Raw genomic sequence first — 23,153 nt, 5'->3', positions numbered from 1 at the left:
GATGGACGGCGAACAGCAGATCCGTTTTCTGGCTCGGCTGGGGGCGGCGATGTGCGCGGCCAACTATCCGGTGACCCTCGTGCGGCAGATGCTCGACCGGACCGCGGCGCACTACGGGGTGCGCAACGACGGAATCGCGCTGCCCAATCACGTCCAGGTGGTGGGCCCGTCCACCGCCGGCGGCACGGTGGTGGGCGGCGCACGGGTCGACGCCGATCTCCGATTCGACCAGATCTTCCCGCTGGCCCGGCTGGTGTCCGACGCGATGGCCGGGCGGGTGTCGGCGCCGGTCGGGGAGAGCCGGCTCGAGGCGATCACGACCAGCGCGCGGCGGTACCCGGCCTGGGTGACGGTGATCGGCTACGGCATCCAGAGCGCCGGCCTGGCCCTGGTGCTCGAGCCGACGTTCCTCAACGTGCTTGCCGCCCTGCTCCTGGGTGCGATGGTCGGCGGCTTCCTGGTCGCCGGCCGGCGGGTTCCGGCACTGGCGCAGCTGGTGCCGGCGGTCAGCGCGTTCGCGGTGGCCTCGATCTGCATCATCGCGGCGTTGTGGCTGGAACTCGACCATGTCGGATTGCGCGCGCTGATACCGCCGCTGGCGGTGTTCCTGCCGGGCGCGGCGATCACGCTGGCGGTCATCGAGCTCACCTCGCGCGATGTCATCGCCGGGACCAGCCGACTGATCGCCGGTTTCGTGCAGATCATCCAGTTGGCCTTCGGCATCCTGATCGCCACCCAGCTGTTGGGGATGCGCGAGGACCAGCTCAGCTCGGAGGCCGTCAACCACATCGGCCCGTGGGCGCCGTGGCTGGGAGTGGCGGTCTACGCCGTGGGTGTGCTGCTGTTTCTGGCGCCGCCGGTGTCTTTTCTGCCCTGGCTGGTGTTGATCACCTACACCGCGTTCACCGCGCAGTACCTGGGCGACCTGGTCCTGGGCAGCTACGCCAGCGGGTTCTGCGGCGGGTTGGCGCTCACCCTGGTGGCGCTGGCGGTGTCCCGGCTGCGCAGCGCACCGCCGGCGATCACGATGATCCTGCCCGGGTTCTGGCTGCTGGTGCCCGGGTCGATGGGCCTGATCGGGGTCACCGAATTGTTCGGCGCTGACGGCGATTCGGCGCTACCGGCCACCCTGATCTCGATGATCTCGGTGGCGTTCGGCCTGCAGGCCGGGCTGGTGTGCTGGCAGGTGATCCGGCGGGGTCGCTGATCACGGCCCGGGAATGCGATAGCCCGCCAGGTACTGCAACTGCGGGGTGGCGGCCCGGGCCGCGTGCACGCGATGTGCCTCCTCGGTCAGCAATGCCTGTACCCGCTCGTCACCGAACCCACGGTCGATCCGGTCCCGGACGAACGCGAGCTCGACGACCTGGGTGGCAAAACCCTTGACCGCCTTGCCCGCGGCCTTGCCGCTGTGCCGGGTGACCTCGGCGACGGCCATCTTGCGGGTGCGGATCGAACCCAGCCAGCTGGCCTCGTTGGCGGTCACCAGGCCGGCCGCCACCATGTTGGGAAGTTTGGCCGCGACCACCTGTTGCTCGCGGCGGCGACTGCGCACCGCCAGCCAGATCGCCAAGCCGAAGATCGGCATCATCCACAGCACGTACACCAGGAAGTAGGCCTCGATACCGATCACCGAGGACCCGTTCCACATCGCATGCAGCACCACCGCGCCGAGGTAGCCGGCGATCAGGAAACCCGCCTTGGCCAGTGGATTGCGCCGGTGCAGCGCGAAGTACACCCCGACGGCCAGCACCGACACGAACAGTGAATGCGCGAAGGGCGCCATGATCAGGCGCAGCGCCGCGGTCACCAGCGAGCCGGCCAGCGATTCGCTGTTGGCGATGTAGAGGATGTCCTCGAACCAGGCGAAGCCGGCGCCGACCAGGCCGGCGTACACCAGGCAGTCGGTCAGCGAGTTCAGCTCCCGGCGGCGTAACCCGGTCATCATGATCAGCAGGAACAGGCCTTTGGCGGCCTCCTCGATGATCGGGGCACGCAGGGCGGTCGACTCGAATCCCTCGGGCAGGCCGGGCGTTGGCAGGAACACCGCGTCGGCCCACAGTTCCAGGATCAGCGACAGGATGATCGCCACCGATGCGCCCCAGAGGAAGGCCAGGATGAGCAGCCGCGGGGGCTCTGGTTCCCAGCGGTCCAGCCACAGGTAGCAGAGCACGACGACGGCGATCGCGATGCTGGAGAGCACGAATCCGATGGCGGTGCCGACCGGGTTGGTCGCGGTGAGCAGGATCATCAGCAGTCCGACGATGACGCTCAGCCCGATCAGCACCGCGAGCGGTGCGCCGACCTTGCGCACGGTCGGCGGCCAGGTCGGTAGGTGGGGGTGCGGGGCGGTCACCTCTGGAGATTAACCAGGCACCGCCGGGCGGGACCGGGTTTGTCCAGCGTGTACCGGTTCTAGTACCCTTGAACAGTACCTGTGCGTTCCGTCATGTCTCGGGCCTCGCGGGAACACCGCACAACTCGACGCCTGGCGCCGGAATCTCCATTGTGCAGCACAAACACACATGTCCCTACGATTGAACCTGTCCGGAGCAACCCACCACATGCCAAGTCCCTCCGTCACTTCCCCGCAGGTAGCCGTCAACGACATCGGCTCCGCGGAAGACTTCCTCGCCGCCATCGACAAGACCATCAAATACTTCAACGATGGCGACATCGTCGAAGGGACCATCGTCAAGGTGGACCGCGACGAGGTCCTGCTCGATATCGGCTACAAGACCGAAGGCGTCATCCCTTCGCGCGAACTGTCCATCAAGCACGACGTCGACCCCAATGAGGTCGTTTCCGTGGGCGATGAGGTCGAAGCCCTGGTCCTCACCAAGGAGGACAAGGAAGGCCGCCTGATCCTGTCCAAGAAGCGCGCTCAGTACGAGCGGGCCTGGGGCACCATCGAGGAACTCAAGGAGAAGGACGAGGCCGTCAAGGGCACCGTCATCGAGGTCGTCAAGGGCGGCCTGATCCTCGACATCGGCCTGCGCGGCTTCCTGCCCGCGTCGCTGGTCGAGATGCGTCGCGTCCGCGATCTGCAGCCGTACATCGGCAAGGAGATCGAGGCCAAGATCATCGAGCTGGACAAGAACCGCAACAACGTGGTGCTGTCCCGCCGCGCCTGGCTGGAGCAGACCCAGTCCGAGGTCCGCAGCGAGTTCCTCAACCAGCTCACCAAGGGCGCCATCCGCAAGGGTGTCGTGTCCTCCATCGTCAACTTCGGCGCGTTCGTCGATCTCGGCGGTGTCGACGGCCTGGTGCACGTCTCCGAGCTGTCCTGGAAGCACATCGACCACCCGTCCGAGGTCGTCACCGTCGGCGACGAGGTCACCGTCGAGGTGCTCGACGTCGACATGGACCGCGAGCGGGTTTCGCTGTCGCTCAAGGCGACTCAGGAAGATCCGTGGCGCCACTTCGCCCGCACCCACGCCATCGGCCAGATCGTGCCGGGCAAGGTCACCAAGCTGGTGCCGTTCGGCGCGTTCGTCCGCGTCGAAGAGGGCATCGAGGGTCTGGTGCACATCTCGGAGCTCTCCGAGCGCCACGTCGAGGTCCCGGACCAGGTGGTCCAGGTCGGCGACGACGCCATGGTCAAGGTCATCGACATCGACCTGGAGCGTCGCCGCATCTCGCTGAGCCTCAAGCAGGCCAACGAGGACTACACCGAGGAGTTCGACCCCTCGAAGTACGGCATGGCCGACAGCTACGACGATGCGGGGAACTACATCTTCCCCGAGGGCTTCGACGCCGACACCAACGAGTGGCTCGAGGGCTTCGACAAGCAGCGCACCGAATGGGAGGCCCGGTACGCCGAGGCCGAGCGTCGGCACAAGATGCACACCGCGCAGATGGAGAAGTTTGCCGCTGCCGAGGCCGAAGAGGCTGCCCGCCCGTCGTCCTCCAGCAGCTCGTCGCGCTCCGAGGGTGAGTCCGCCGGCGGTTCGCTGGCGAGCGACGCCCAGCTGGCCGCCCTGCGCGAGAAGCTCGCAGGCAACGCCTAGCAGTTCGTTTCTTCGGACGCCCCGGCCCATTGGGCCGGGGCGTTCGTCGTTTCGCGAGCACTGGGGGCCATCTCCCGCTCGCGAGCAGTCGCAAAACTGCCCAATAGCGGCGAGATTGGGGCAGTTTTGTGTCTGCTCGCGCAATTGGAGAGACTGGGGCGGTGCTGCGAATTGGGCTGACCGGCGGAATCGGCGCCGGCAAATCGACGGTGTCCTCGACCTTCTCCGACCTCGGCGCCATCGTCGTCGACGGTGACATCATCGCCCGCGAGGTCGTCGAACCCGGAACCGAGGGGCTGGCCAAGCTGGTCGAGGCGTTCGGGGACGGCATCCTGCTGCCCGACGGCGCGTTGAACCGGCCGGCCCTGGCCGCGGTCGCCTTCAGCGATGACGGGAAGCGTCAGACACTCAACGGCATCGTGCATCCGCTGGTTGCGCACCGGCGCTCCGAGCTGATCGAGGCAGCCGGGTCGGAGGCGGTGATCGTCGAGGACATCCCGCTGCTGGTCGAATCCCAGATGGCACCGATGTTCCCGCTGGTCATCGTCGTCAACGCCGATGCCGAGCTGCGGGTGCGGCGGCTGATCGAGTACCGGGGTTTCTCCGAGGAGGACGCCCGGGCCCGCATCGCCGCGCAGGCGACCGAGGAACAGCGCCGCGCGGTGGCCGACATCTGGCTGGACAACTCCGGGCCGGCCGGCGCGCTCGTCGAACAGGCCCGCGCCCTGTGGCATGAGCGCATTGCGCCCTTCGCGCACAATCTCAAGCTGCGCCGGCCCGCGCACCGCACTCCTGCGGTCGTCGCGTACGACCCGAGCTGGCCCGATCAGGCCGGGCGCATCCTGGCCCGGCTGAACACCGCCTGCGGGCATCGCGCGGTGCGCATCGACCACATCGGGTCGACCGCGGTGCCGGGGATGGACGCCAAGGACGTCATCGACGTGCAGGTCACGGTGCCCTCGCTGGAGGTGGCCGACGAGCTGGCCGATGCGCTGCAGGCCGCGGGCTACCCGCGGGTGGACCGGTACACCTCGGACACCCCGCACGGGTCCGATCATGCGGTGTGGGGCAAGCGGTTTCACGCCTCGGCGGACCCGGGCCGGCCCACCAATGTGCACCTGCGCGTCGACGGCTGGCCCAATCAACGGTTCGCGCTGCTGTTCGTCGACTGGTTGAATGCCAATCCCGATGTGCGTGAAGACTACTCGGCCGCCAAGCAGGCGGCCCTGCGGGCACCGGACTATACCGAGGCCAAGGAGCCGTGGTTCCTGGACGCCCATCGGCGCGCCTGGGAATGGGCCCAGAGTACGGGCTGGACCGCCTGACCGGTCAGGTCTGCGGGGGAGCCTCAGATGCCGGTTGCTGCGGATAACCCGGCAGCGCCGGGGCGCCCTGCGGCGCGACCGCACCGGTGGCCGGATCGTTCAACGGTGCGCCGCAATGGATCACGCCGTAGAGCGGGTCATCCTTGGGGCGGAACAGGCGCGGAGCGATGAACTGGTCGGCCTGCGCCACGATCTGGTCGTCGACGAGGATCTCGCAGTGCAGGTTCGACCCGTAGGGCCATTCGATGGACAGTTCCATTCCGGCCAGGCTCGGATCCGCCATCACGGTGTTGATCTCGAACATCTGGCCCGGCAGCATGGTCGGCTGCTCGCTGTTGACGTTGTTGTCGTCGGCCTTGTAGGCCACCACGGCCCCGCGCGAGGTGCCGTCGGCGCGGGCACGGTAGGTGATGTTGTGCAGCAGCGGGGGCGGCAGCGGCTCGGTGGCCCCGGGCTGCGGCTGCTCGGCATCGGGCTCGGCAACAGCCGACGCGGGCACCAACTGGCCCGCCAACAGCAGCACCGCGGCAGCGGTCAGCGCTGCGTGCCTGCGAACACTCATGACCGTGACTTTACGCCCGCCAGGTCAGCGTGACATCATGCCCGGCCAGCCAGCGATCCAGGTCATAGCCGTGCCGGGCCAATCCGTCCACCGTCGACACGGCGGTGGCGATGGCGCGTTCGGCGTCCTCGGGTGCCAACAGCCCCGCGCAGACGGCGGCGACGAGTTCGTCGGTATCGGTGAGTTCGACCTCGCGTCCGGTCCGCAGCACCAGGTCGAGATAGTGGTCCTCGGCCGTCCAGACGTCGGTACCGGCGGTGTACACCCCGACATCGAGGTAGAGGTCCTGATCCCGCTCGTGACCGGGATTGAAGTGGAAGATCGTCGCGCGCACATTCAGCGCCGGCAGCAGCCAGGATTCCAGGTAGTGGAACTGGGCGCGGCCGGGAGCCGGCCGCGCCATGTAAAGGCCCCAGGGTGTGACGGTGAACTCCTCGACCTCACGGATGATCCCCTTGGGATCGGTGTTGGTGCGGTGGTCGAGGTCGAAGGTCTCGCGTTTGGGTGGATGCATCTCAGCGCCGCCGGCGCAGGTCCAGCACCAGCGGCCCGCGTCCGGCGGGGCGGGTGACGATCCGCAGCACCGCGCCGAGGACCACGGCCACTGCGCAACCGGTCCACAGCAGGTCGGCGGCCTCCAGCCAGCTGCACTGATGGGACGGGCCCAGGCCGCCGTCCCCGCAGGTGGAGCCCAGCCGTTGGGCGATCTCGGACGGACCGGGCCACACCAGCGCGATCGCGCAGGCCACCCCCGCGACCAGCAGGACCAGCCCCAGCAGTCGGAGCGTGATGCGGACGGGTTCGGACATCGCGCCACGGTAGCGCGCCCGAGGTCATCGCGGGGAATGAAGTTGTCGGTACCCACGCTTAATCTGGAGATATGGCTTTCGCTACCGAACATCCTGTGCTGGCGCAGTCCGAATACCGGCCTGCCGCCGACGCCGTCGATGGCATCGTGCGGTCCGGCGGAAAGTTCGAGGTGGTCAGCGAGTACGAACCGGCGGGTGATCAGCCCGCCGCCATCGACGACCTGGAGCGCCGGGTCCGCTCCGGCGAGCGGGACGTCGTGCTGCTCGGCGCCACCGGCACCGGCAAGTCGGCGACCACCGCGTGGTTGATCGAGCGGCTGCAGCGGCCGACGCTGGTCATGGCGCCGAACAAGACACTGGCCGCGCAGCTTGCCAACGAGCTGCGGGAGATGTTGCCGCACAACGCCGTCGAATACTTCGTCTCGTATTACGACTACTACCAACCCGAGGCGTACATCGCCCAGACCGACACCTACATCGAGAAGGACAGCTCGATCAACGATGATGTCGAGCGGCTGCGGCACTCGGCGACGTCGAGCTTGCTGTCCCGGCGCGATGTCGTCGTCGTCGCGTCGGTGTCCTGCATCTACGGTCTGGGCACCCCGCAGTCGTACCTCGACCGCTCGGTGGAGCTGAAGGTCGGTGACGATGTGCCGCGCGACGGCCTGCTGCGGCTGCTGGTGGACGTCCAGTACGACCGCAACGACATCGCCTTCACCCGCGGCTCGTTCCGGGTGCGCGGTGACACCGTCGAGATCATCCCGGCCTACGAGGAACTGGCCGTGCGCATCGAGTTCTTCGGCGACGAGATCGAAGCGCTGTACTACCTGCATCCGCTGACCGGCGACGTGGTCCGCAAGGTCGACTCGGTGCGTATCTTCCCGGCCACGCACTATGTGGCCGGCCCGGAGCGGATGGCGCTGGCGATCTCCAGCATCGAGGCCGAACTGGAGGAGCGGCTCGCCGAGTTGGAGGGCCAGGGCAAGCTGCTGGAGGCGCAGCGGCTGCGGATGCGCACCAATTACGACCTGGAGATGATGAAGCAGGTCGGGTTCTGCTCGGGTATCGAGAACTACTCGCGGCATATCGACGGCCGCGGCGCGGGCACCGCACCCGCCACGTTGATCGACTACTTCCCCGAGGACTTCCTGCTCGTCATCGACGAGTCGCATGTCACGGTGCCCCAGATCGGCGGCATGTACGAGGGCGACATGTCGCGTAAGCGCAACCTGGTGGACTTCGGGTTCCGGTTGCCCTCGGCGGTCGACAACCGGCCGTTGACCTGGGAGGAGTTCGCTCAGCGGATCGGGCAGACGGTGTATCTGTCGGCCACCCCGGGCAACTACGAGATGGCGCAGGCCGGCGGCGAGTTCGTCGAGCAGGTGATCCGCCCGACCGGGCTGGTCGACCCGCAGGTGCACGTGAAGCCCACCAAGGGCCAGATCGATGATCTGATCGGCGAGATCAGGCTGCGGACCGAACGCGACGAGCGGGTGCTGGTCACCACCTTGACCAAGAAGATGGCCGAGGACCTCACCGACTATCTGCTGGAGATGGGGATCCGGGTCCGCTACCTGCATTCGGAGGTGGACACCCTGCGGCGTGTGGAGCTGCTGCGCCAGCTGCGGCTCGGTGAGTACGACGTACTGGTGGGCATCAACCTGCTGCGCGAGGGTCTGGACCTGCCCGAGGTGTCGCTGGTGGCGATCCTGGATGCCGACAAGGAGGGCTTCCTGCGGTCGCCGCGCAGCCTCATCCAGACCATCGGCCGCGCGGCGCGCAATGTGTCCGGTGAGGTGCACATGTATGCCGACAAGATCACCGATTCGATGAAAGAGGCGATCGACGAGACCGAGCGCCGCCGTGCCAAGCAGATCGCCTACAACGAGGCCAACGGTATCGACCCGCAGCCGCTGCGCAAGAAGATCGCCGACATCCTCGATCAGGTGTACCGCGAGGCCGACGACACCGAGAACGTCGAGGTCGGGGGATCGGGGCGTAATTCGTCGCGCGGGCGCCGCGCTCAGGGCGAGCCCGGCCGTGCCGTCAGCGCGGGCATCGTGGAGGGTCGCGACACCGCGAACATGCCCCGCGCCGAACTCGCCGATCTGGTCAAGGATCTCACTGAGCAGATGATGACCGCGGCCCGCGACCTGCAGTTCGAGTTGGCGGCCCGGATCCGGGATGAGATCCAGGACCTGAAGAAGGAGTTGCGCGGCATGGATGCCGCCGGTCTCAAGTAGCGGTGACCGGAGCCACCACTTGAACTCAACCGCGGTTGAGCTTCTAGGTTGACGGGGTGACCGAAACCCACATCGCGAGCAGCGGCAGTTGGCGTGCGCTGCTCGGGCCGAAACACCTTGGCGCATCGACGGTTCTGGCCGGCGGGGTGGCGCTGTATGCGACCAACGAGTTCCTGACGATCAGCCTTATGCCCAGTGCGGTCGCCGAGATCGGCGGGCAGCGCTACTACGCGTGGGTGATGACGGTGTACCTGGTGGCGTCGGTGGCGGCCGCGACGACGGTCAGTGCGGTGCTGGCCCGGTTGGGTCCCCGGTCGGCCTATCTGGCGGCATTGACGGTCTTCGGGCTCGGCAGCGTGGGCTGTGCGCTGGCGCCGACAATGGAACTGCTCCTGGCCGGTCGCATCGTCCAGGGCGGAGCGGGTGGCCTGCTGGCCGGTCTGGGCTATGCCGTCATCAACACCGCACTGCCGCAGGCACTGTGGACGCGGGCCTCGGCGTTGGTGTCGGCGATGTGGGGGGTGGGCACGCTGATGGGTCCGGCGGCCGGCGGCCTGTTCGCGCAGTATGCGTCGTGGCGTTGGGCATTCGGTGCCCTCGTGATCCTGACTGTGGTCATCGCGGTGCTGGTGCCGGTGGCTCTGCCCCGTCGAGCGGCCGAGGCCGACGTGTCGGTGGTCCCCGTCCCGTTGTGGTCGCTGGTGCTGCTGGGCACCGCTGCGCTGCTGGTGAGCGTGGCCGGGCTGGCACCCGATCCGCGGGTCACGGGTGGGATCCTCGCAGCGGCTGTGGGGTTTGTGGCCGCGTTCCTGGTGGTCGACCGCAACCGGGCGAGCGCAGCGACGGGGAAACCCTCGTCGGTGTTGCCACCCACGGCCTTCCTGCGCGGCCCGCTGAAGTGGATCTATCTGACCCTCGGTGTGTTGATGGCCGCCACCATGGTCGACATGTACGTGCCGCTGTTCGGGCAGCGACTCGCCCAGCTGACACCGCTGGCGGCGGGGTTCCTCGGTGTCGCCTTGGCCGTCGGCTGGACGGTCAGCGAGATCGTGAGCGCCTCGGTCGACCGGCGCGCGGCGGTCACCCGCATCGTCGTGGCGGCCCCGGTGGTCATGGTGGTCGGCCTCGGGGCCGGCGCGCTGCTGGTCGGCGCCACGATGACGAGCTGGTCGGTGATCCTGTGGGTGGTCGCGCTGGTCGTCACCGGTACGGGGATCGGGATGGCCTGGCCGCACCTGTCAGCCTGGGCGATGGGCGGTGTCGACGACCCCGCAGAGGGGCCGGTGGCGGCCGCGGCCATCAACACCGTGCAGCTGATATGCGGTGCCTTCGGGGCGGGGCTTGCCGGGGTGATCGTCAACCATTCCGCAGGCGATGACGCCGGCGCCGCCCGGATGCTGTTCACCGCGTTCGCCGCCCTGGCGGTCCTGGCCGTGGCCGCGGCGTGGCGGGCGTGCCGTCGGCCGGAAAGCGCGGACTCCGCGCCGTCGCGATGAGTATGTGACGCCGACCCGGTCGGTATGGGCAGTACCGAGCCCGCCGGGAGGAGAGCCACGTGTCGGAGCAGCTGGGATATCCCGATGTCGTCTCGCGCGAAGAGTGGTTGGCCGCGCGGCTGCGGCTGCTGGAGTCCGAGCGGGCGGCCACCCACCTGCGGGACGCCGTCAATGCCGAACGCCGGCGGCTGCCGATGGTCCGGGTGGACAAGGACTACGTGTTCGAGGGTCCGCTCGGCGAATGCCGACTGCTGGACCTGTTCGAGGGTCGACGACAGCTGTATGTGCATCACTTCATGTGGCTCGATGCGCTCGATCAGGGCTGCCCCAGCTGTACCGCGGCTGCCGATCTCACGTTCACCGCATCCGACCGGACGTTGTTGCACATCAAGGATGTGACCTTCGCGTGCGTGTCCCGTGCTCCGTACGCCAGCATCGCCCGTTATCGGGACCGGCATGGCTGGACGTTCCCGTGGTACTCGACCCGCGACGGGGACTTCAGCTACGACTTCCACGTCACGCTGGATCCCGCGCGAGCGGCGGTGCAGTACAACTATACGGCGCATGCGCAGCTGCGCCGGGATGGCTGGACCGAGGCCGATCTTCGGGGTGACTGGCCGGGTGCCAGTGTCTTCCTGCAGCGCGACGGCGAGGTGTTCCATACGTATTCGACGTATGCCCGGGGACTCGACCACACCTCGGTCGGCTATCCGTTCCTGGACCTGACGCCCTACGGCCGTCAGGAGCCCTGGGAGGACTCGCCGCCCGGGTGGCCGCAGCACGGAGTGGCCGCCGGAATGCCGCATCAGTAGTCCGGCACCGGCGCTCGTCCCACATCTCAAGACAGGTGTCGAGTACGGCCGGAATGTCCACTTTCGGCACACGTTATCCAGAGATCGAAGTCGGACTGGCGTCCGCTGAACGGCTGACGGACGCCAAATTTGCTGACCTGTCGAAGCTGGTACGCAAGCGTTCTCTTGAGACGTCGGTCAACCGCTGATGTGGGAGGGGACTGTGGGCTCCAACTGGACGGTTGCGTCTGGAGGTGTCAGCCGGACAGCTGCGCACACGCCGGGCGCCGCAATTTGTCGTCTTTGCCATATCTGCAAGACGCGGAGTTTTTGTGAAAATGCCGAGGCGGTAAATTGTTTGCTGGCAAATGGCCAGTTACGGTTTGCTAAGCGGTCCTCAAATTACTTTTGGGTAAGTTATGCAAACGGTCTTCACGTGGGCTAATTTCCTTGCATTGTCGAGCTTTGCAGGGAATCGGCACCATAACTGGAGAACTGGGTGGTCATATGTGGGGTCATGCTCCCCGGGCGGTACGCGGCTTTACCAACCGTCTTGTCATTGGCGTGACGGCGGCCGCCATGGTGGCGGCAACCGGTAGTCAGTTCGCTATCCCGGATGTGAAGCCGATGGTTGCTCACGAGGTGATCAATGTCGCTGCCATCGATGAGTCACCGTCCACCGTGGGCATCGCCGATTCGAACATCTACTTCACCGACAGCCTCGACGAGGTCATCGAGCACCTCAATCTGATCGAGTCGCTGGGCGTCAAGAACGTCCGTCTGCTCGTGCCGTGGATCTTCGTGCAGCCCGACGACCCGATGGGTGGCCCGGTCGACTGGGATCTGGACCTGAACTGGGCCAAGCTCGATCAGATCGTCCGGGAGGTCGATCGCCGCGGCATGGGCATCCTGGGCGTGCTGCAGTGGTCGCCGGACTGGGCGACCGACGGGACCACGGGGAGCGGGCACCCCTCCGACGTACAGGATTTCGCGGACTTCGCCGCCGCGGTTGCCGACCGATACCGCGATGAGATCACCGCCTACGAGGTGTGGAACGAGCCCAACGCATCCTTCTTCTGGAATCCCGTCGACCCGGTCGAATACACCAATCTGCTGAAGGCGACGTATACCTCGCTCAAGGCGGTCAACCCCGACATCACTGTGGTCGGCGCCGTCGTGAGCGCCACGCTGACCTGGGGCGAGACCACCATGAACCCGGTCGACTTCGTCGAGGCGATGTACGCCGCGGGCGCCGACGGATTCTTCGATGCCATCTCCTTCCATCCGTACAATTTCGACACCAAGTTCTCCGAGCAGGACGAACTGGACTGGCGGGAATTGATGCCGTTGTTCCAGGTGCAGAAGATCCGGGAATTGATGGACTCGCATCTGGAACCCGGGGAGGAACAGCTCAAGATCTGGATCAGCGAGTACGGTCTGCCGACCAGTGTGGTGACGCCGGAAAAGCAGCTCGCTTTCATCACCGACCTCTTGAATGCCTGGCAGTCATTCTCCGGTGGCGGTCCGATCTTCATGTACACCACCAAAGACGATATGAGCGCCATTGGTGATGAGCGATTCTTCGGCCTATTCGACGAGAATGGGAACTTCAAAGGCGGCGCCCAGGCGTTGCGCGATTTCCAGCGGCTGATCGACTGCCTCGATGGTTGCTCGCCGACCAACCCGTCCAACCCGCTGGCTTCGCTGCTGCAGTTCATTCAGCAGGTCGTGACACAGGTGCTCAGCTTCGTGCCCAACCTGATCGCCGGGGTGGTCTCGGCCGTGTCGAACTTGATCGGCAGCATCCTCGGTGGGCTGTCCGGTGCGCTCGGTGCGACGCCGGCAACCGCCGGTGTGGGCGCCTCGCTGCGGGTCGCATCAGCTGACGTGCCGGGCACCGACGGGGCGGTTACCGATGCGACCGAACCGGCTGCACTCGACTCCGACGCGCCCGCCGCCGACACCCTGGGTGCCGAGCAGGCGCCGGTCGAGGTGCCGGTCACCGACGCGCTCGGCGAGGTGCCGGCGGTCGAGGTGCCGGTCGAGGCGCCGCTGGAGGAACTGCCGGTCGAGGAACCCGTCGTCGAGGAGCCGGTCGTCGAGGTGCCGATCGTCGAAGAGCCGGTGGTCGTCGACCCGGTGATCGAGGAACCGGTCCTGGAAGAACCCGTCCTGGAGGAGCCGGTGCTGGAGGAGCCGATAATCGAGGAGCCCGTCCTGGAGGAGCCGGTCGTCGAGGAACCCACCGTCGAGGAGCCCACCGTCGAGGAGCCCACCGTCGAGGAGCCCACCGCCGAGGAGCCCACCGGCACCGATCCGGTCGCTGCGCCGGAGGCTCCCGACACAGCGACGTCCGAGACCGCCGCGACCAAGGAAGAGTTCTCCAAGCCGTCGGAGGATGACGCGGATGGTGCGCACGCCAAGGACGGTCCGGCCGGATCGGCATCGAGTTCGGTCACATCACCCAAGCGGGGAGCGACCAGCGTGACGAAATCCGGTCCGCGCAGCGCGGAGCGGCCGGCGGCGACGCGGCAACGGCAGAGTGCCACGGAGTAGCCGGGTTAAAGATCGTCGAGATCGCAACGCTGTACGCCCGCCCGCAGCAGTGGCAGGTTGGTCTCTGCTGCGGGTGTGGCTGAGTGGCTAGGCACCGGCCTGCAAAGCCGTTTACACGGGTTCGAATCCCGTCACTCGCTCGTCAGCATGAAAGACCGTCTACCGGGCGGGGATCACCACGTCGTCCCAGATGGCGGTGATCTCCGCGGTGTTGTCGCCGATGGTCTCGCGCAGCAACAGCGCCGCGTCCCGACGCAGGGCGTCGCCGTCCTGTAGATAGGTGCGGTTGCGCTCGTCGGCGCCGATCCCGATCAGGTGGATGTGGACGGCCGCCAACGAGTCATCGGTGACGGTCAACTGGACGTCGGCAACCGCGGCGGCAACCTCGGCCGCCGGTTCGGCCAGCGCCCATGTCAACAACTTGGCCAGCGCGATGTGGCTGACCTCGATGCCCGGCCGTGCGGTGCGGATCAACTTCCCCCGGCGCGGCAACGACGAAATGCGTTGCGCGATACCGCTGCGCAGCTCGGTCAGTGCCGAACCTGTTTCGGCCCAACGTGTGTCGGTGTCGGTATCAGCGGCCGAAAGGCCTGCGAAACGGCGGGTGGCGTCGGCGATCCAGGCCGCGGCCTGGGCGGTCGCTTCGTAATCATCTTGCGCTGCCGTGCTCATGTGTCCTCCAGTGTTGCGCACGTGCCCGCTGGTGTACAGCCGGCCGGTCGTCCTCATGGTCGGAACTCTTCGAGTGTGGTGGCCAGCCGCTTCCTCGTGCGCTGCAACAGTCCACGCACCGAACCTTCGGTGGTGTGCAGCACCGTCGCGATCTCGGCGACCGGCAGGTCGTCGACCTCGCGCAGCCACCACGCTGCGCGGGCCGGGTAGGGCAACTTGGCGAGCTCGCGGTGCAACGCCGCGAGGAACGCGGCGTGTTCGGCCTGCTGGCCGGGCCCGGGGCGGATATCGGCGGCCTCGGGCGCCGAGTCCAGATCCCGCTGCGGACGGCGGCGCCGCATCGCATCCACCGTCTTGCGGGTCGCCAACGAGTACAGCCAGGTCCGGAATTTCGAACGAAAGGCGAAGTTCGGCAATGCTTTCCATGCTGCAATGAAGGTCTCCTGGACGATGTCGTCGCAGTCCCCGTACTCAGGATAGGTTTGCCTGACAAATTTCAGCAACGCCGGTGCGTGGCGCACCACCAGGGCGTCGAACGCAGCCGAATCACCGCGTTGGGCGCGTCGGGCAAGCGTCTCATCGGGCAGCGTGTCCAGCACCCGATGTGCGTGTCCAGATAGCGCACATTTGAAACCTTTTGTGGTTTACGTCTCCGGCGCGTGCGGTCGGCGGTGCGCCGCCGACTAACTCTGTGAGCCCGGACAAAACCGTCCGAGCTGGAAGAAGTTCGAAGGAGACGCACATGACCGCTGCAACCCAGTCCCGTGAGGTCAGCTCCACCACCAAGACCGCAGAGGCGGGCAAGGAGCTGGAGAAGCTGGCGTCCGATCACGGTACGACCACCATCGCCGATGTCGTGGTGTCCAAGATCGCCGGCATCGCCACCCGCGAGGTGGACGGTGTGCACGACCTCGGTGGCCAGGCCGCCCGCGTCGTCGGCAAACTCCGCGAGACTTTGCCGGGCGCACCCAGCCTGACCCAGGGCGTCAACGTCGAGGTGGGGGAGCGGCAGGCTGCGGTGGACATCGGCATCGTGGCCGAATACGGGGTCGCGATCCACGATCTGGCCGACGGAATCCGCAACAACGTGATCAACGCCGTCGAGAACATGACCGGACTTGAGGTCACCGAAGTCAACATCACCGTGCACGACGTGCACTTCGCCGATGACGAGAGCGGCGAGGAGATCGCGACCGACGCGCAGCCCCGAGTCCAGTGAGCGGGTCCGGCGAGCGGTTAGACCGTGTCGTCGCGGCGGTCACCGCTGTCGACGGCGTGGTCGGTCTGCATTCCGGCCCGGGAGTACCGACCACTTATCTGCCGGGCCGCACCGTGGGCGGCATCCGGCTCGGGAAGGACGGCGGCAAGGTGCACGTCGTGCTCGAACTGCGCGGGAGCCTGTTGGATGCCGCCGCTCGGGTACAGCAGGCCGCCACCGCAGCCGCCGGGTACCCGGTCGAGGTGGTGGTGGGAGATGTGGCAGCGCCGCAGACGGCGCCATCGGATGCGACCCAGAGTCGGAACTAGCACCCAGTCGGACGCAACACAGAGTCGGACGCAACACAGTGTCGGACGTACAAAGAGGAGTTGACATGACCGGAAAGTTTCTGTTGCCAGGGCTTTTCGCAGGACTGCTGCTGGCAATCGCGGCGGTCGCCGGCGGGTTGATCGGGTTCCTGCTGGCCCTGGTGCTGGGTGCCGCGGGCGCCGCCGTCGGCGCGCACCTGGACGGCACGATCGATCTCACGGCCCTCGGTCGCAGGTCTGGGAGCTGACGATGACGAGCGATGCGGTGGTGCACCCGTCGGTGCCGATGACCCGCGGCAGCACCGTGATCAACGACAGGGTGCGCGAGCGGCTGATCGAACGCGCGGCTCTGTCCGCGCCCGGCGTGGTGGCGCGACGGACGCTGGTCCCGGGCGGCAATCTGCCCGCCGTGCATCTGGCCGGCCAGAGCGGCGTGGACATCCAGATCGCGGCGAGCTGGCCGGTCGACAGTGCATCGGTGCTGGAAGCGGCTCGCTCCGCGGTCATCCGGGAGCTCGCCGACTCTCTCGGTGAGCACCCCGAGCGGGTCGATGTCACCATCGCGCGGGTCGAGTCCGAACGGACCGCGGCCCAGGTGGCCGACGCGTACGCCGTCGGCCCGCCGCCGGATCACGTCGGTGCCGCGCACCGCCGCTTCGCTCCGCAGCGCGCCGCCGCTGCCAACTACACCGGCGTGTTCATCGCGATCGTCGTGATCGTGTTGGGCGCGGTGGCAATTCGCGACGCCCTGACCCCGGACGCACCGTGGATCGCCACGGCGCTCGACCGGATCGCCGACGTGCAGTGGCAGTGGTGGACGTGGCCCGCCGCCGTCACGACGGCCATCGTCGGGCTGGTGCTGCTGGTGGCCGCGCTCAAGCCGCGTCGGCGCACCCATGTGTCCATCGGCGACCACGTCTGGGTGCCCCGGGGCACGGAGCGACGGTGGACCGATGAGGAGAATTTCGGAATCGACGACGGCGGGAGCGTGCGGTGAGCACCACATTGCGGGTATTCGACCGACTTCTCACCGCGCTGGTGGCCATCGTGCTGCTGGCCGGCGCCGCGCTGGTGATCGGCTACGGCGTCCACGCTTCCATGGCGAGGGATGCGGCGACGCGCATCGACGCCGAGGCCTTCGCCCGCGCGCCCGATTGGCCCTGGTGGTCGCTCGCGCTCGGTGCGGCCGGGGTGGTCGCTGTGCTCGTGGGTGCCTGGTTGCTGCTCCTGCACCTGCGGCCGAAATCGGTGCGGGCCGTGTCGACCGAGCATGTCGGGGCGGTGGATCTGGCGCGATTGGCCGACGCCGCGGCCGCGGACCTGGCCAAGCACCCCGCGGTGCAGTCGGCCAAGGCGGCGACCCGCACCGCGGCCGGGCGCCCGATCGTCCGGATCAGCGTCCAGGTTCCGGCGACCACGACGCCGGCGCTCATCAGGGTTCTTTCGTTGCGCTGCGCCGACGATGTCCGGCGCGCCGCCGACGCCGATGTGGAGTTCCAGCTGCTGGTGAAACGAGCAGCGCGATAAACCGAGGCCGCACATCTCTGCGGGCTCATTCACGAAGGGAAGATGAAGATGGGTATCGCCGACAACGCGAAGAACAAGGCCGAGGATCTGAAGGGTCAGGCCAAGGAAAAGGTGGGTTCGGCCACCGGTGATTCCAGCCTGGAGTCCGAAGGCCAGGTCGACCAGGCTGTCGCCGCGGTCAAGGACCACCTGACCAACGCCGCCGACAAGGTCAAGGACGGTGTCGAAGCCGTCAAGGACAAGCTGACCGGCAAGTGAGTCGACGGGCGGTATCGGGACTGCAGTTCCGGTGCCGCCCGTATCGCGCGTCGGGCTTGACGACACGTCCTGACGAGCGGACCGTGAGAGAGGTCACATTCACACGTCCGTGGAGGGCAGATGTCGACCCGGGACCGATACACCGAAATCCCCGCCCCATACTCCTGGCAGGTGCCCAGCGTCGGCGATGCACGCTTCACCTGGGAGTACGACGACGGCCGTGAGCGACTGCTCTCGCTCTATCAAAAAGGCAAGGACAAACAGTGGGATGCGCAGTCGCGCATCGACTGGACCCAGGATGTCGACCCCCGCAATCCGATCGGCCTGCCGGATGAATTCCATCCGTTGTTCGGCAGCCCGATGTGGGATGCGGCCGACGACGCCCGTCGTGCCGAGATGCGTCGACACTCCCAGGCGTGGCAGTTCTCCCAGTTCCTGCACGGGGAACAGGGTGCGATGGTCTGCGCCGCCAAGATCGTCGAGGTGGTGCCCGACATGGACGCCAAGTTCTACGCTGCCACCCAGACCATGGACGAGGCGCGCCACGTCGAGACGTTCGCCCGCTTCCTGCAGGACAAGGTCGGGATGGTCTATCCCGCCAACGCCAATCTGACCGCGCTGCTGGGGGACACGCTACGCGACTCCCGTTGGGACATGCCCTATCTGGGCATGCAGGTGCTCATCGAAGGGCTCGCGCTGGCCGCCTTCGGCGTGCTGCGTGATCTCACACCGCCGCACTCGCTGGCCAAACACCTACTGGCATACGTGATGCAGGACGAAGCGCGCCACGTCGCGTTCGGCCGGATCTCGCTGAAGGACTACTACTCGGCCCTGACCACCGCCGAACGTGCCGACCGCGAGGAATTCGTGGTGCAGGCGTGCTATCTGATGCGCGACAGGTTCCGCGGCGAAGAGGTGTTCGAGACGCTGGGGCTCGACGTCGCCGAGTGCGCCCGATGGGTCGAGAATTCGCCGTTGATGGCACAGTTCCGAGCGCACCTGTTCAGTCGCATCGTGCCGATCGTCAAGGACATCGGGCTGTGGGGTGAGAAGGTCCAGAAGGCCTTCGCGGACATGGGCGTACTCGATATGGCGGCCTTCGACATCGACGCACTGATGACGGCCGACGAGGACCAGGCCGAGGCGCTGGAGAAGGCACAGTCCGAGATGGCGGCCCGGGCCGACGAGGTGGATCGCGCGATCGCGGCGGGGGCCGATTGACTCCAGCAAACCCCTGGCCGCAGCAAGACGTGGTGTCGGAGGGGAGTTTTGGCGCACCGGCCGGACGTGGCGGGCGTCACCCGGCCGGTCCCGGTGCGATGTGCCGGATTGCCGTGTCGGCCTCGTCGTTTGCATCACCGGATGGTCCGCGCTGCGATGCGAGCGGCTAACATCGTTACCTGAACCGCGCCGCCGAGGCGCCGCTCTACGCGACGGGTGTGCCCAAATGCGCCCATCGCCGTCGAGCAACGGGTTAGGGTCTCGGTTGGCTAGCTATCGATTCGGCAATCGAACTGGGAGGGCATGAATGAGCGCCTATCGGACCGTTGTGGTCGGCACGGACGGATCGGATTCGTCGTTGCGTGCGGTGGACCGCGCGGGCGAGATCGCCGCTGGGTCTGGAGCCAAGGTGGTCATCGCGACCGCGTACTTCCCGCAGAGCGAGGACCATCACGCCGCTGATGTGTTGAAGGACGAGGGCTACAAGACCACCGGCAATGCGCCGATCTACGCCATCCTGCGGGAGGCCACCGATCGCGCCAAGGCGGCCGGTGCCACCGAGGTCGAGGAGAAGGCCGTCGTCGGCGCGCCGGTGGACGCACTCGTCGACCTCGCCGAAGAGGTCAAGGCCGACCTGCTGGTCGTCGGCAACGTCGGTCTGAGCACCATCGCCGGCCGTCTGCTCGGGTCGGTGCCCGCGAACGTGGCCCGCCGCTCCAAGGTCGACGTGCTCATCGTCCACACCTCCTGACCTGACCGGAACCCCGTTGCCGAGGCCCGGCGTCCGCTGACAGAGGCGGCGCCGGGCCTCGTCGTTTCCCGGCCCCACCGTCCTTTACAAACGACGGTGTAAGTGTCACGGTAACGTGGTGGATTTCGCGCGGGTCGAATTGTCACCGGAGGACCGGGCGTTCCGGGATGAGCTTCGTAATTTCCTGGCCGAGATCGTCACCGACGACGTGCTGCGCCGGGACCGTGAGACCGGCGAGAATTTCGACGAAGCAGTGCATTTGGCGCTGGGTGCCGCCGGGTACCTGGCTGCCGACTACCGGCCGGCCGACGACGGCGGCTTCACCGCGCTGCGCCGCCGGATCTGGGAACTGGAGATCGGCCGGGCCCGCACGCCGTGGTTCCATTGGGGCACAACGACCATGGTCGCCAGATCGGTCGAGGCCTTCGGCGCTCCCGAACTCGTCGATCGCATCTTGCCGGGGGTGCTGAGCGGTGAGATCCGGCTGTGTCTGGGCTACACCGAGCCCGACGGTGGATCGGACGTCGCGACGTGCAAGACGCGCGCGGTCCCGGATCCGGGTGGATCCGCCTGGATCATCAACGGTTCCAAGATGTTCACCTCCAACGCGCACAACGCCCAGTACGTCTTCCTGATCACGAACACCGACCCCGCGGCGCCCAAGCACCAGAGCTTGACCATGTTCCTCGTCCCGACGGACGCGCCCGGTGTCGACATCCAGCCGATCCGTACCGTCGACGGCGACCGCACCAACATCACGTTCTACAGCGACGTCCGGATCGGCGACGAATATCGCGTCGGGCCGGTGAACGGCGGCTGGGCGGTGCTGCGGGAGGCGCTCAACGCCGAGCACGGTACGTTCGAACGCGACGCGGGCGGGCTGCAGAAGATCGCCACGATGACCGAGCACATCCTGCTCACCGCCGAGGCTGTGGACGCTGTCGCGGGGGTGACCGCACCGGATCAGCGGCTGGGTCGGTCAGTGGCCAGGCTGGAAGCGGCGATGAGCGCACCGGACATGTTCGGCCGCGTCGCGATCGCGGCGACCATGCGGGAGATCGCCCCGGACCTGATGGATCTGCTCGGCCCGGCCGGCGCGTTGCCGGGGACGGCCGCGGGCAGCCCCGAGTACATCTTCCGCCTCGCCGGACCGACCGGAATCTACGGCGGGACCCTGGAGGTGTTCCGCAACATGATCGCCCAGCACGCGCTCGGCCTGCCGCGGCCGGCCTACGCAGCTCCGAGGGGCCGCTGAATGAAATTCGCCTTCACCCATCCGATGCACAGCCATCCCTACAACCCGGAACTGGCCGGCGGGGCCGGCGTGGCGGCGGTGGCCGTGGCCGCCGAGGCCGCCGGCTTCGCCGGATTCGGATTCACCGATCACCCTGCGCCGACGCAGAAGTGGCTGGACGCCGGTGGCCATGATGCGTTGGACCCGTTCGTGGCAATGGGTTTCGCGGCGGCGCACACGACGACACTGCGGCTCATCCCGAACGTGGTGGTGCTGCCGTACCGCAACCCCTTCGTCGTCGCCAAGGCCGGCGCGACCCTGGACCTGCTGTCCGGCGGCCGGTTCACCCTGGCCGTCGGTGTCGGCTACCTGAAGCGCGAATTCGCCGCGCTCGGCGTCGATTTCGACGAACGCGGCACACTGGTGGAGGAGGCGCTGCAGGTCATCCGCGCCGTCTGGACCGGTGATGACATCAGCTTCCAGGGTCGCCACTTCACCGCCGCCGGGATCACCGCGCACCCCAGACCCGCGGTGGCGCCACCGATCTGGGTCGGCGGAAACACCGCGGCGGCGCGTCGCCGCGTCGTCGAGCACGGCGACGGCTGGTGCCCCTTCCCGGCGGCCGGCGTGCTCGCTCGGACCGCCCGCACCGATCCGATGGACTCGCTGACCACCCTCGGCGCGGGCATCGAGGATCTGCGTCGGCGCCTGGAGGACGCCGGTCGTGACCCGTCGACGGTGGACATCACCTTCAGCAATGCCACCGGCGGGACGCCCGGGGAGCCGGGGTTCGATGCCGCGGCCTATCTCGACGGGGTGGCCCGGTTGGCTGATATCGGCGTCACCTGGATCCAGGTTCAGGTGCCCGGTGACAGCCTGGCCCGGGCCACCGATGTCATCGGACACTTCGGCGAGCAGGTCATCGCCGAGTGCGGGCTCACCAGCCCATCGATCCCGGGATGCCCTTGAACGGTCCGCGCACCCAACTGGTGATCCACCCGCCGTAGAACCCCCCGGGCTGGGGGAGGACGGTCTCGCCGTTGACCGTGCACCGGTCCACCGCGGCGGCCATCACCGCGATGGCGCCGGCGATGGCTTCGAACCCGCGGGTCGGCGTCGGATAGGTCCAGGCCGCCCGCGGGCTGACCGTGCCGGCGGACACCAGGTCGAAATAGCTCGCTTGACCCTTCCATTCGCAGAAGGACGAGCCCGCCGCCGCCCGCAGCGCACCGGGGCGAAAGGCGTCGGCCGGCAGGTAGTAGGTCGGCGGATGGCTGGTCTCCAGCACCCGCCAGCCGCGCTGCGTGGTGGCGATCTCGGTCCCGCCCAGCTCCACGGTGATTGAGCCGCGGAATTCCTCGAGCCGGGGTGGACGCGGATAGTCCCACACCGACTCCTGGCCGGGGCCGGGCTTCTCCGGTACCGGCCTCACCAGCCGCGCGCTTTCCACTCGGCCAGGTGTGGACGCTCGGTGCCCAGCGTGGTGTCATCGCCGTGGCCGGGGTAGACCACCGTCGAATCGGGGTACACGTCGAACAACTTGTCCGACACATCGCCGAGCAGCCGGTCGAAGTCACCGTCCTTCCAGGTCTTGCCGACCCCGCCAGGAAACAGGCAGTCCCCGGTGAACAGGTGGGTGGTCTCGCCGTCGGCGCCCGTCAACGCGAGGGCGACCGAGCCCTCGGTGTGGCCCTGGAGGTGGATCACGGTGAACTCGAGGTTGCCGATGCGCACGGTGTCGCCGTCGGCCAGGATGCGGTCCGGTGTTATCGGCAGTGGATCGGCGTCCAGCGCGTGCGCAGCGGTCGGCGCACCGGTGTTCTTCGCCACGTCCGCCAGGGCCTGCCAGTGGTCGTAATGCTGGTGGCTGGTGATGATGAGCTCGACGTCCGGGGCGTGCGCCGAGATCAGGGCGATCAGTCGCTCGGCGTCGTTGGCCGCGTCGATGAGCAGCGTTTTCCCGGTCGCGGAACACGTGACCAGGTAGGCGTTGTTGTCCATCGGGCCGACGGATGCCTTGACGATGGTGGCCGCGGGCAGGGTGCGCCGGGCGGCATGTCCGGGGTCGACGTGGCCGGTGTAGGTCTCGCTGAGCGCTGTCACGCCTCCACGCTATCCGGCTCGGCGCCGGCTTGTCGGTGGGTGCACTTAGCATGGGCCGTGAATTCTGT

At 67.5% G+C, this 23,153-nt stretch carries 25 protein-coding genes and 1 tRNA gene; 18 read left to right on the top strand and 8 right to left on the bottom strand.

Going from position 1 to position 23,153, the window contains the following annotated elements:
* Nucleotide 1: 1 nt before the first annotated feature.
* A complete protein-coding gene (locus BST17_RS22405) occupies nt 2–1,207 on the top strand; it encodes a threonine/serine exporter family protein (RefSeq protein WP_083061103.1) in 1,206 nt (401 codons plus the stop codon).
* On the opposite strand, the gene BST17_RS22400 is transcribed toward BST17_RS22405, so the two are convergent.
* Nucleotides 1,208–2,356, bottom strand: a complete 1,149-nt coding sequence (locus BST17_RS22400; protein WP_083061102.1) for a PrsW family intramembrane metalloprotease — start codon at nt 2,354–2,356, stop codon at nt 1,208–1,210.
* 208 nt (nt 2,357–2,564) lie between these two features.
* On the opposite strand from BST17_RS22400, the gene rpsA reads away from it, so the two are divergent.
* Both rpsA and coaE read left to right on the top strand, forming a co-directional pair.
* Nucleotides 2,565–4,010, top strand: a complete 1,446-nt coding sequence (rpsA, locus tag BST17_RS22395) for a 30S ribosomal protein S1 (protein WP_019511500.1) — start codon at nt 2,565–2,567, stop codon at nt 4,008–4,010.
* Between the two features lie 161 nt (nt 4,011–4,171).
* Complete coding sequence (gene coaE, locus BST17_RS22390) at nt 4,172–5,335, top strand: dephospho-CoA kinase (protein ID WP_083061101.1); 1,164 nt, start codon at nt 4,172–4,174, stop codon at nt 5,333–5,335.
* Between the two features lie 4 nt (nt 5,336–5,339).
* On the opposite strand, the gene BST17_RS22385 is transcribed toward coaE, so the two are convergent.
* The 3 genes from BST17_RS22385 to BST17_RS22375 are packed head-to-tail and all read right to left on the bottom strand — an operon-like array spanning nt 5,340 to nt 6,706.
* Complete coding sequence (locus tag BST17_RS22385) at nt 5,340–5,897, bottom strand: hypothetical protein (RefSeq protein WP_083061100.1); 558 nt, start codon at nt 5,895–5,897, stop codon at nt 5,340–5,342.
* Nucleotides 5,898–5,907: 10 nt separating this feature from the next.
* Nucleotides 5,908–6,411 (bottom strand): ribonuclease FAU-1 family protein, encoded by a 504-nt coding sequence (locus BST17_RS22380; protein WP_083061099.1) that lies wholly within the window; start codon nt 6,409–6,411, stop codon nt 5,908–5,910.
* Nucleotide 6,412: 1 nt separating this feature from the next.
* On the bottom strand, nt 6,413–6,706 hold the full coding sequence (locus BST17_RS22375) for a hypothetical protein (RefSeq protein WP_083061098.1): 294 nt from the start codon (nt 6,704–6,706) through the stop codon (nt 6,413–6,415).
* A gap of 71 nt (nt 6,707–6,777) precedes the next feature.
* On the opposite strand from BST17_RS22375, the gene uvrB reads away from it, so the two are divergent.
* The 5 genes from uvrB (at nt 6,778) to BST17_RS22350 (ending at nt 13,932) form a co-directional block, all read left to right on the top strand.
* Complete coding sequence (gene uvrB / locus BST17_RS22370) at nt 6,778–8,949, top strand: excinuclease ABC subunit UvrB (protein ID WP_083061097.1); 2,172 nt, start codon at nt 6,778–6,780, stop codon at nt 8,947–8,949.
* Between the two features lie 56 nt (nt 8,950–9,005).
* On the top strand, nt 9,006–10,445 hold the full coding sequence (locus BST17_RS22365) for an MFS transporter (protein ID WP_083061096.1): 1,440 nt from the start codon (nt 9,006–9,008) through the stop codon (nt 10,443–10,445).
* Between the two features lie 59 nt (nt 10,446–10,504).
* The gene (locus BST17_RS22360; protein ID WP_083061095.1) at nt 10,505–11,257 is read left to right on the top strand and encodes a DUF899 domain-containing protein; all 753 of its coding nucleotides are present in this window, start codon (nt 10,505–10,507) and stop codon (nt 11,255–11,257) included.
* 606 nt (nt 11,258–11,863) lie between these two features.
* Complete coding sequence (locus tag BST17_RS22355; protein ID WP_165762327.1) at nt 11,864–13,792, top strand: GH39 family glycosyl hydrolase; 1,929 nt, start codon at nt 11,864–11,866, stop codon at nt 13,790–13,792.
* A gap of 69 nt (nt 13,793–13,861) precedes the next feature.
* Nucleotides 13,862–13,932, top strand: a tRNA-Cys gene (locus BST17_RS22350).
* Nucleotides 13,933–13,951: 19 nt separating this feature from the next.
* Here the strand turns inward: BST17_RS22350 and BST17_RS22345 are convergent.
* Nucleotides 13,952–14,464, bottom strand: a complete 513-nt coding sequence (locus tag BST17_RS22345) for a hypothetical protein (RefSeq protein WP_083061093.1) — start codon at nt 14,462–14,464, stop codon at nt 13,952–13,954.
* Nucleotides 14,465–14,517: 53 nt separating this feature from the next.
* Nucleotides 14,518–15,063, bottom strand: a complete 546-nt coding sequence (locus BST17_RS22340; protein WP_083061092.1) for an RNA polymerase sigma factor — start codon at nt 15,061–15,063, stop codon at nt 14,518–14,520.
* A 143-nt stretch (nt 15,064–15,206) separates the two neighbouring features.
* Between BST17_RS22340 and BST17_RS22335 the strand changes: the two genes are divergently transcribed.
* The 10 genes from BST17_RS22335 to BST17_RS22290 all read left to right on the top strand — a co-directional run bounded on the left by BST17_RS22335 (nt 15,207) and on the right by BST17_RS22290 (nt 21,951).
* Complete coding sequence (locus BST17_RS22335; protein ID WP_083061091.1) at nt 15,207–15,683, top strand: Asp23/Gls24 family envelope stress response protein; 477 nt, start codon at nt 15,207–15,209, stop codon at nt 15,681–15,683.
* Complete coding sequence (locus BST17_RS22330; protein WP_083061090.1) at nt 15,680–15,991, top strand: hypothetical protein; 312 nt, start codon at nt 15,680–15,682, stop codon at nt 15,989–15,991. The genes BST17_RS22335 and BST17_RS22330 overlap by 4 nt, the downstream gene beginning before the upstream one ends.
* A gap of 65 nt (nt 15,992–16,056) precedes the next feature.
* Nucleotides 16,057–16,239 carry a DUF2273 domain-containing protein gene (locus BST17_RS22325; protein ID WP_083061089.1) on the top strand — a complete coding sequence of 61 codons (183 nt, stop codon included), beginning with the start codon at nt 16,057–16,059 and terminating at the stop codon, nt 16,237–16,239.
* Nucleotides 16,240–16,241: 2 nt separating this feature from the next.
* The gene (locus BST17_RS22320; protein ID WP_109750251.1) at nt 16,242–16,988 is read left to right on the top strand and encodes a hypothetical protein; all 747 of its coding nucleotides are present in this window, start codon (nt 16,242–16,244) and stop codon (nt 16,986–16,988) included.
* Complete coding sequence (locus BST17_RS22315) at nt 16,985–17,518, top strand: hypothetical protein (protein WP_083061088.1); 534 nt, start codon at nt 16,985–16,987, stop codon at nt 17,516–17,518. The genes BST17_RS22320 and BST17_RS22315 overlap by 4 nt, the downstream gene beginning before the upstream one ends.
* A gap of 48 nt (nt 17,519–17,566) precedes the next feature.
* Nucleotides 17,567–17,776, top strand: coding sequence for a CsbD family protein (locus BST17_RS22310; protein ID WP_083061112.1), 210 nt, complete (start codon nt 17,567–17,569; stop codon nt 17,774–17,776).
* Nucleotides 17,777–17,896: 120 nt separating this feature from the next.
* Nucleotides 17,897–18,997 carry a ferritin-like domain-containing protein gene (locus BST17_RS22305; RefSeq protein ID WP_083061087.1) on the top strand — a complete coding sequence of 367 codons (1,101 nt, stop codon included), beginning with the start codon at nt 17,897–17,899 and terminating at the stop codon, nt 18,995–18,997.
* Between the two features lie 307 nt (nt 18,998–19,304).
* Nucleotides 19,305–19,748, top strand: coding sequence for a universal stress protein (locus BST17_RS22300; protein ID WP_083061086.1), 444 nt, complete (start codon nt 19,305–19,307; stop codon nt 19,746–19,748).
* Nucleotides 19,749–19,866: 118 nt separating this feature from the next.
* Nucleotides 19,867–21,003, top strand: a complete 1,137-nt coding sequence (locus BST17_RS22295) for an acyl-CoA dehydrogenase family protein (RefSeq protein WP_083061111.1) — start codon at nt 19,867–19,869, stop codon at nt 21,001–21,003.
* Entirely contained in the window at nt 21,004–21,951 is a 948-nt protein-coding gene (locus tag BST17_RS22290; protein WP_083061085.1) for an LLM class F420-dependent oxidoreductase, read from the top strand.
* On the opposite strand, the gene BST17_RS22285 is transcribed toward BST17_RS22290, so the two are convergent.
* Both BST17_RS22285 and BST17_RS22280 read right to left on the bottom strand, forming a co-directional pair.
* Nucleotides 21,920–22,414, bottom strand: a complete 495-nt coding sequence (locus BST17_RS22285; RefSeq protein WP_234807774.1) for a DUF427 domain-containing protein — start codon at nt 22,412–22,414, stop codon at nt 21,920–21,922. The two genes, BST17_RS22290 and BST17_RS22285, sit on opposite strands and share 32 nt — an antisense overlap.
* Nucleotides 22,411–23,085, bottom strand: coding sequence for an MBL fold metallo-hydrolase (locus BST17_RS22280; protein ID WP_083061084.1), 675 nt, complete (start codon nt 23,083–23,085; stop codon nt 22,411–22,413). The genes BST17_RS22285 and BST17_RS22280 overlap by 4 nt, the downstream gene beginning before the upstream one ends.
* Nucleotides 23,086–23,153: the final 68 nt, after the last annotated feature.

This window comes from Mycolicibacterium bacteremicum (assembly GCF_002086115.1).
In the GTDB taxonomy this organism is placed as follows: Bacteria; Actinomycetota; Actinomycetes; order Mycobacteriales; family Mycobacteriaceae; genus Mycobacterium; species Mycobacterium bacteremicum.
The sequence above is the reverse complement of the archived record's forward strand: the minus strand, read 5'-3'. Positions and strand labels throughout refer to the sequence as shown.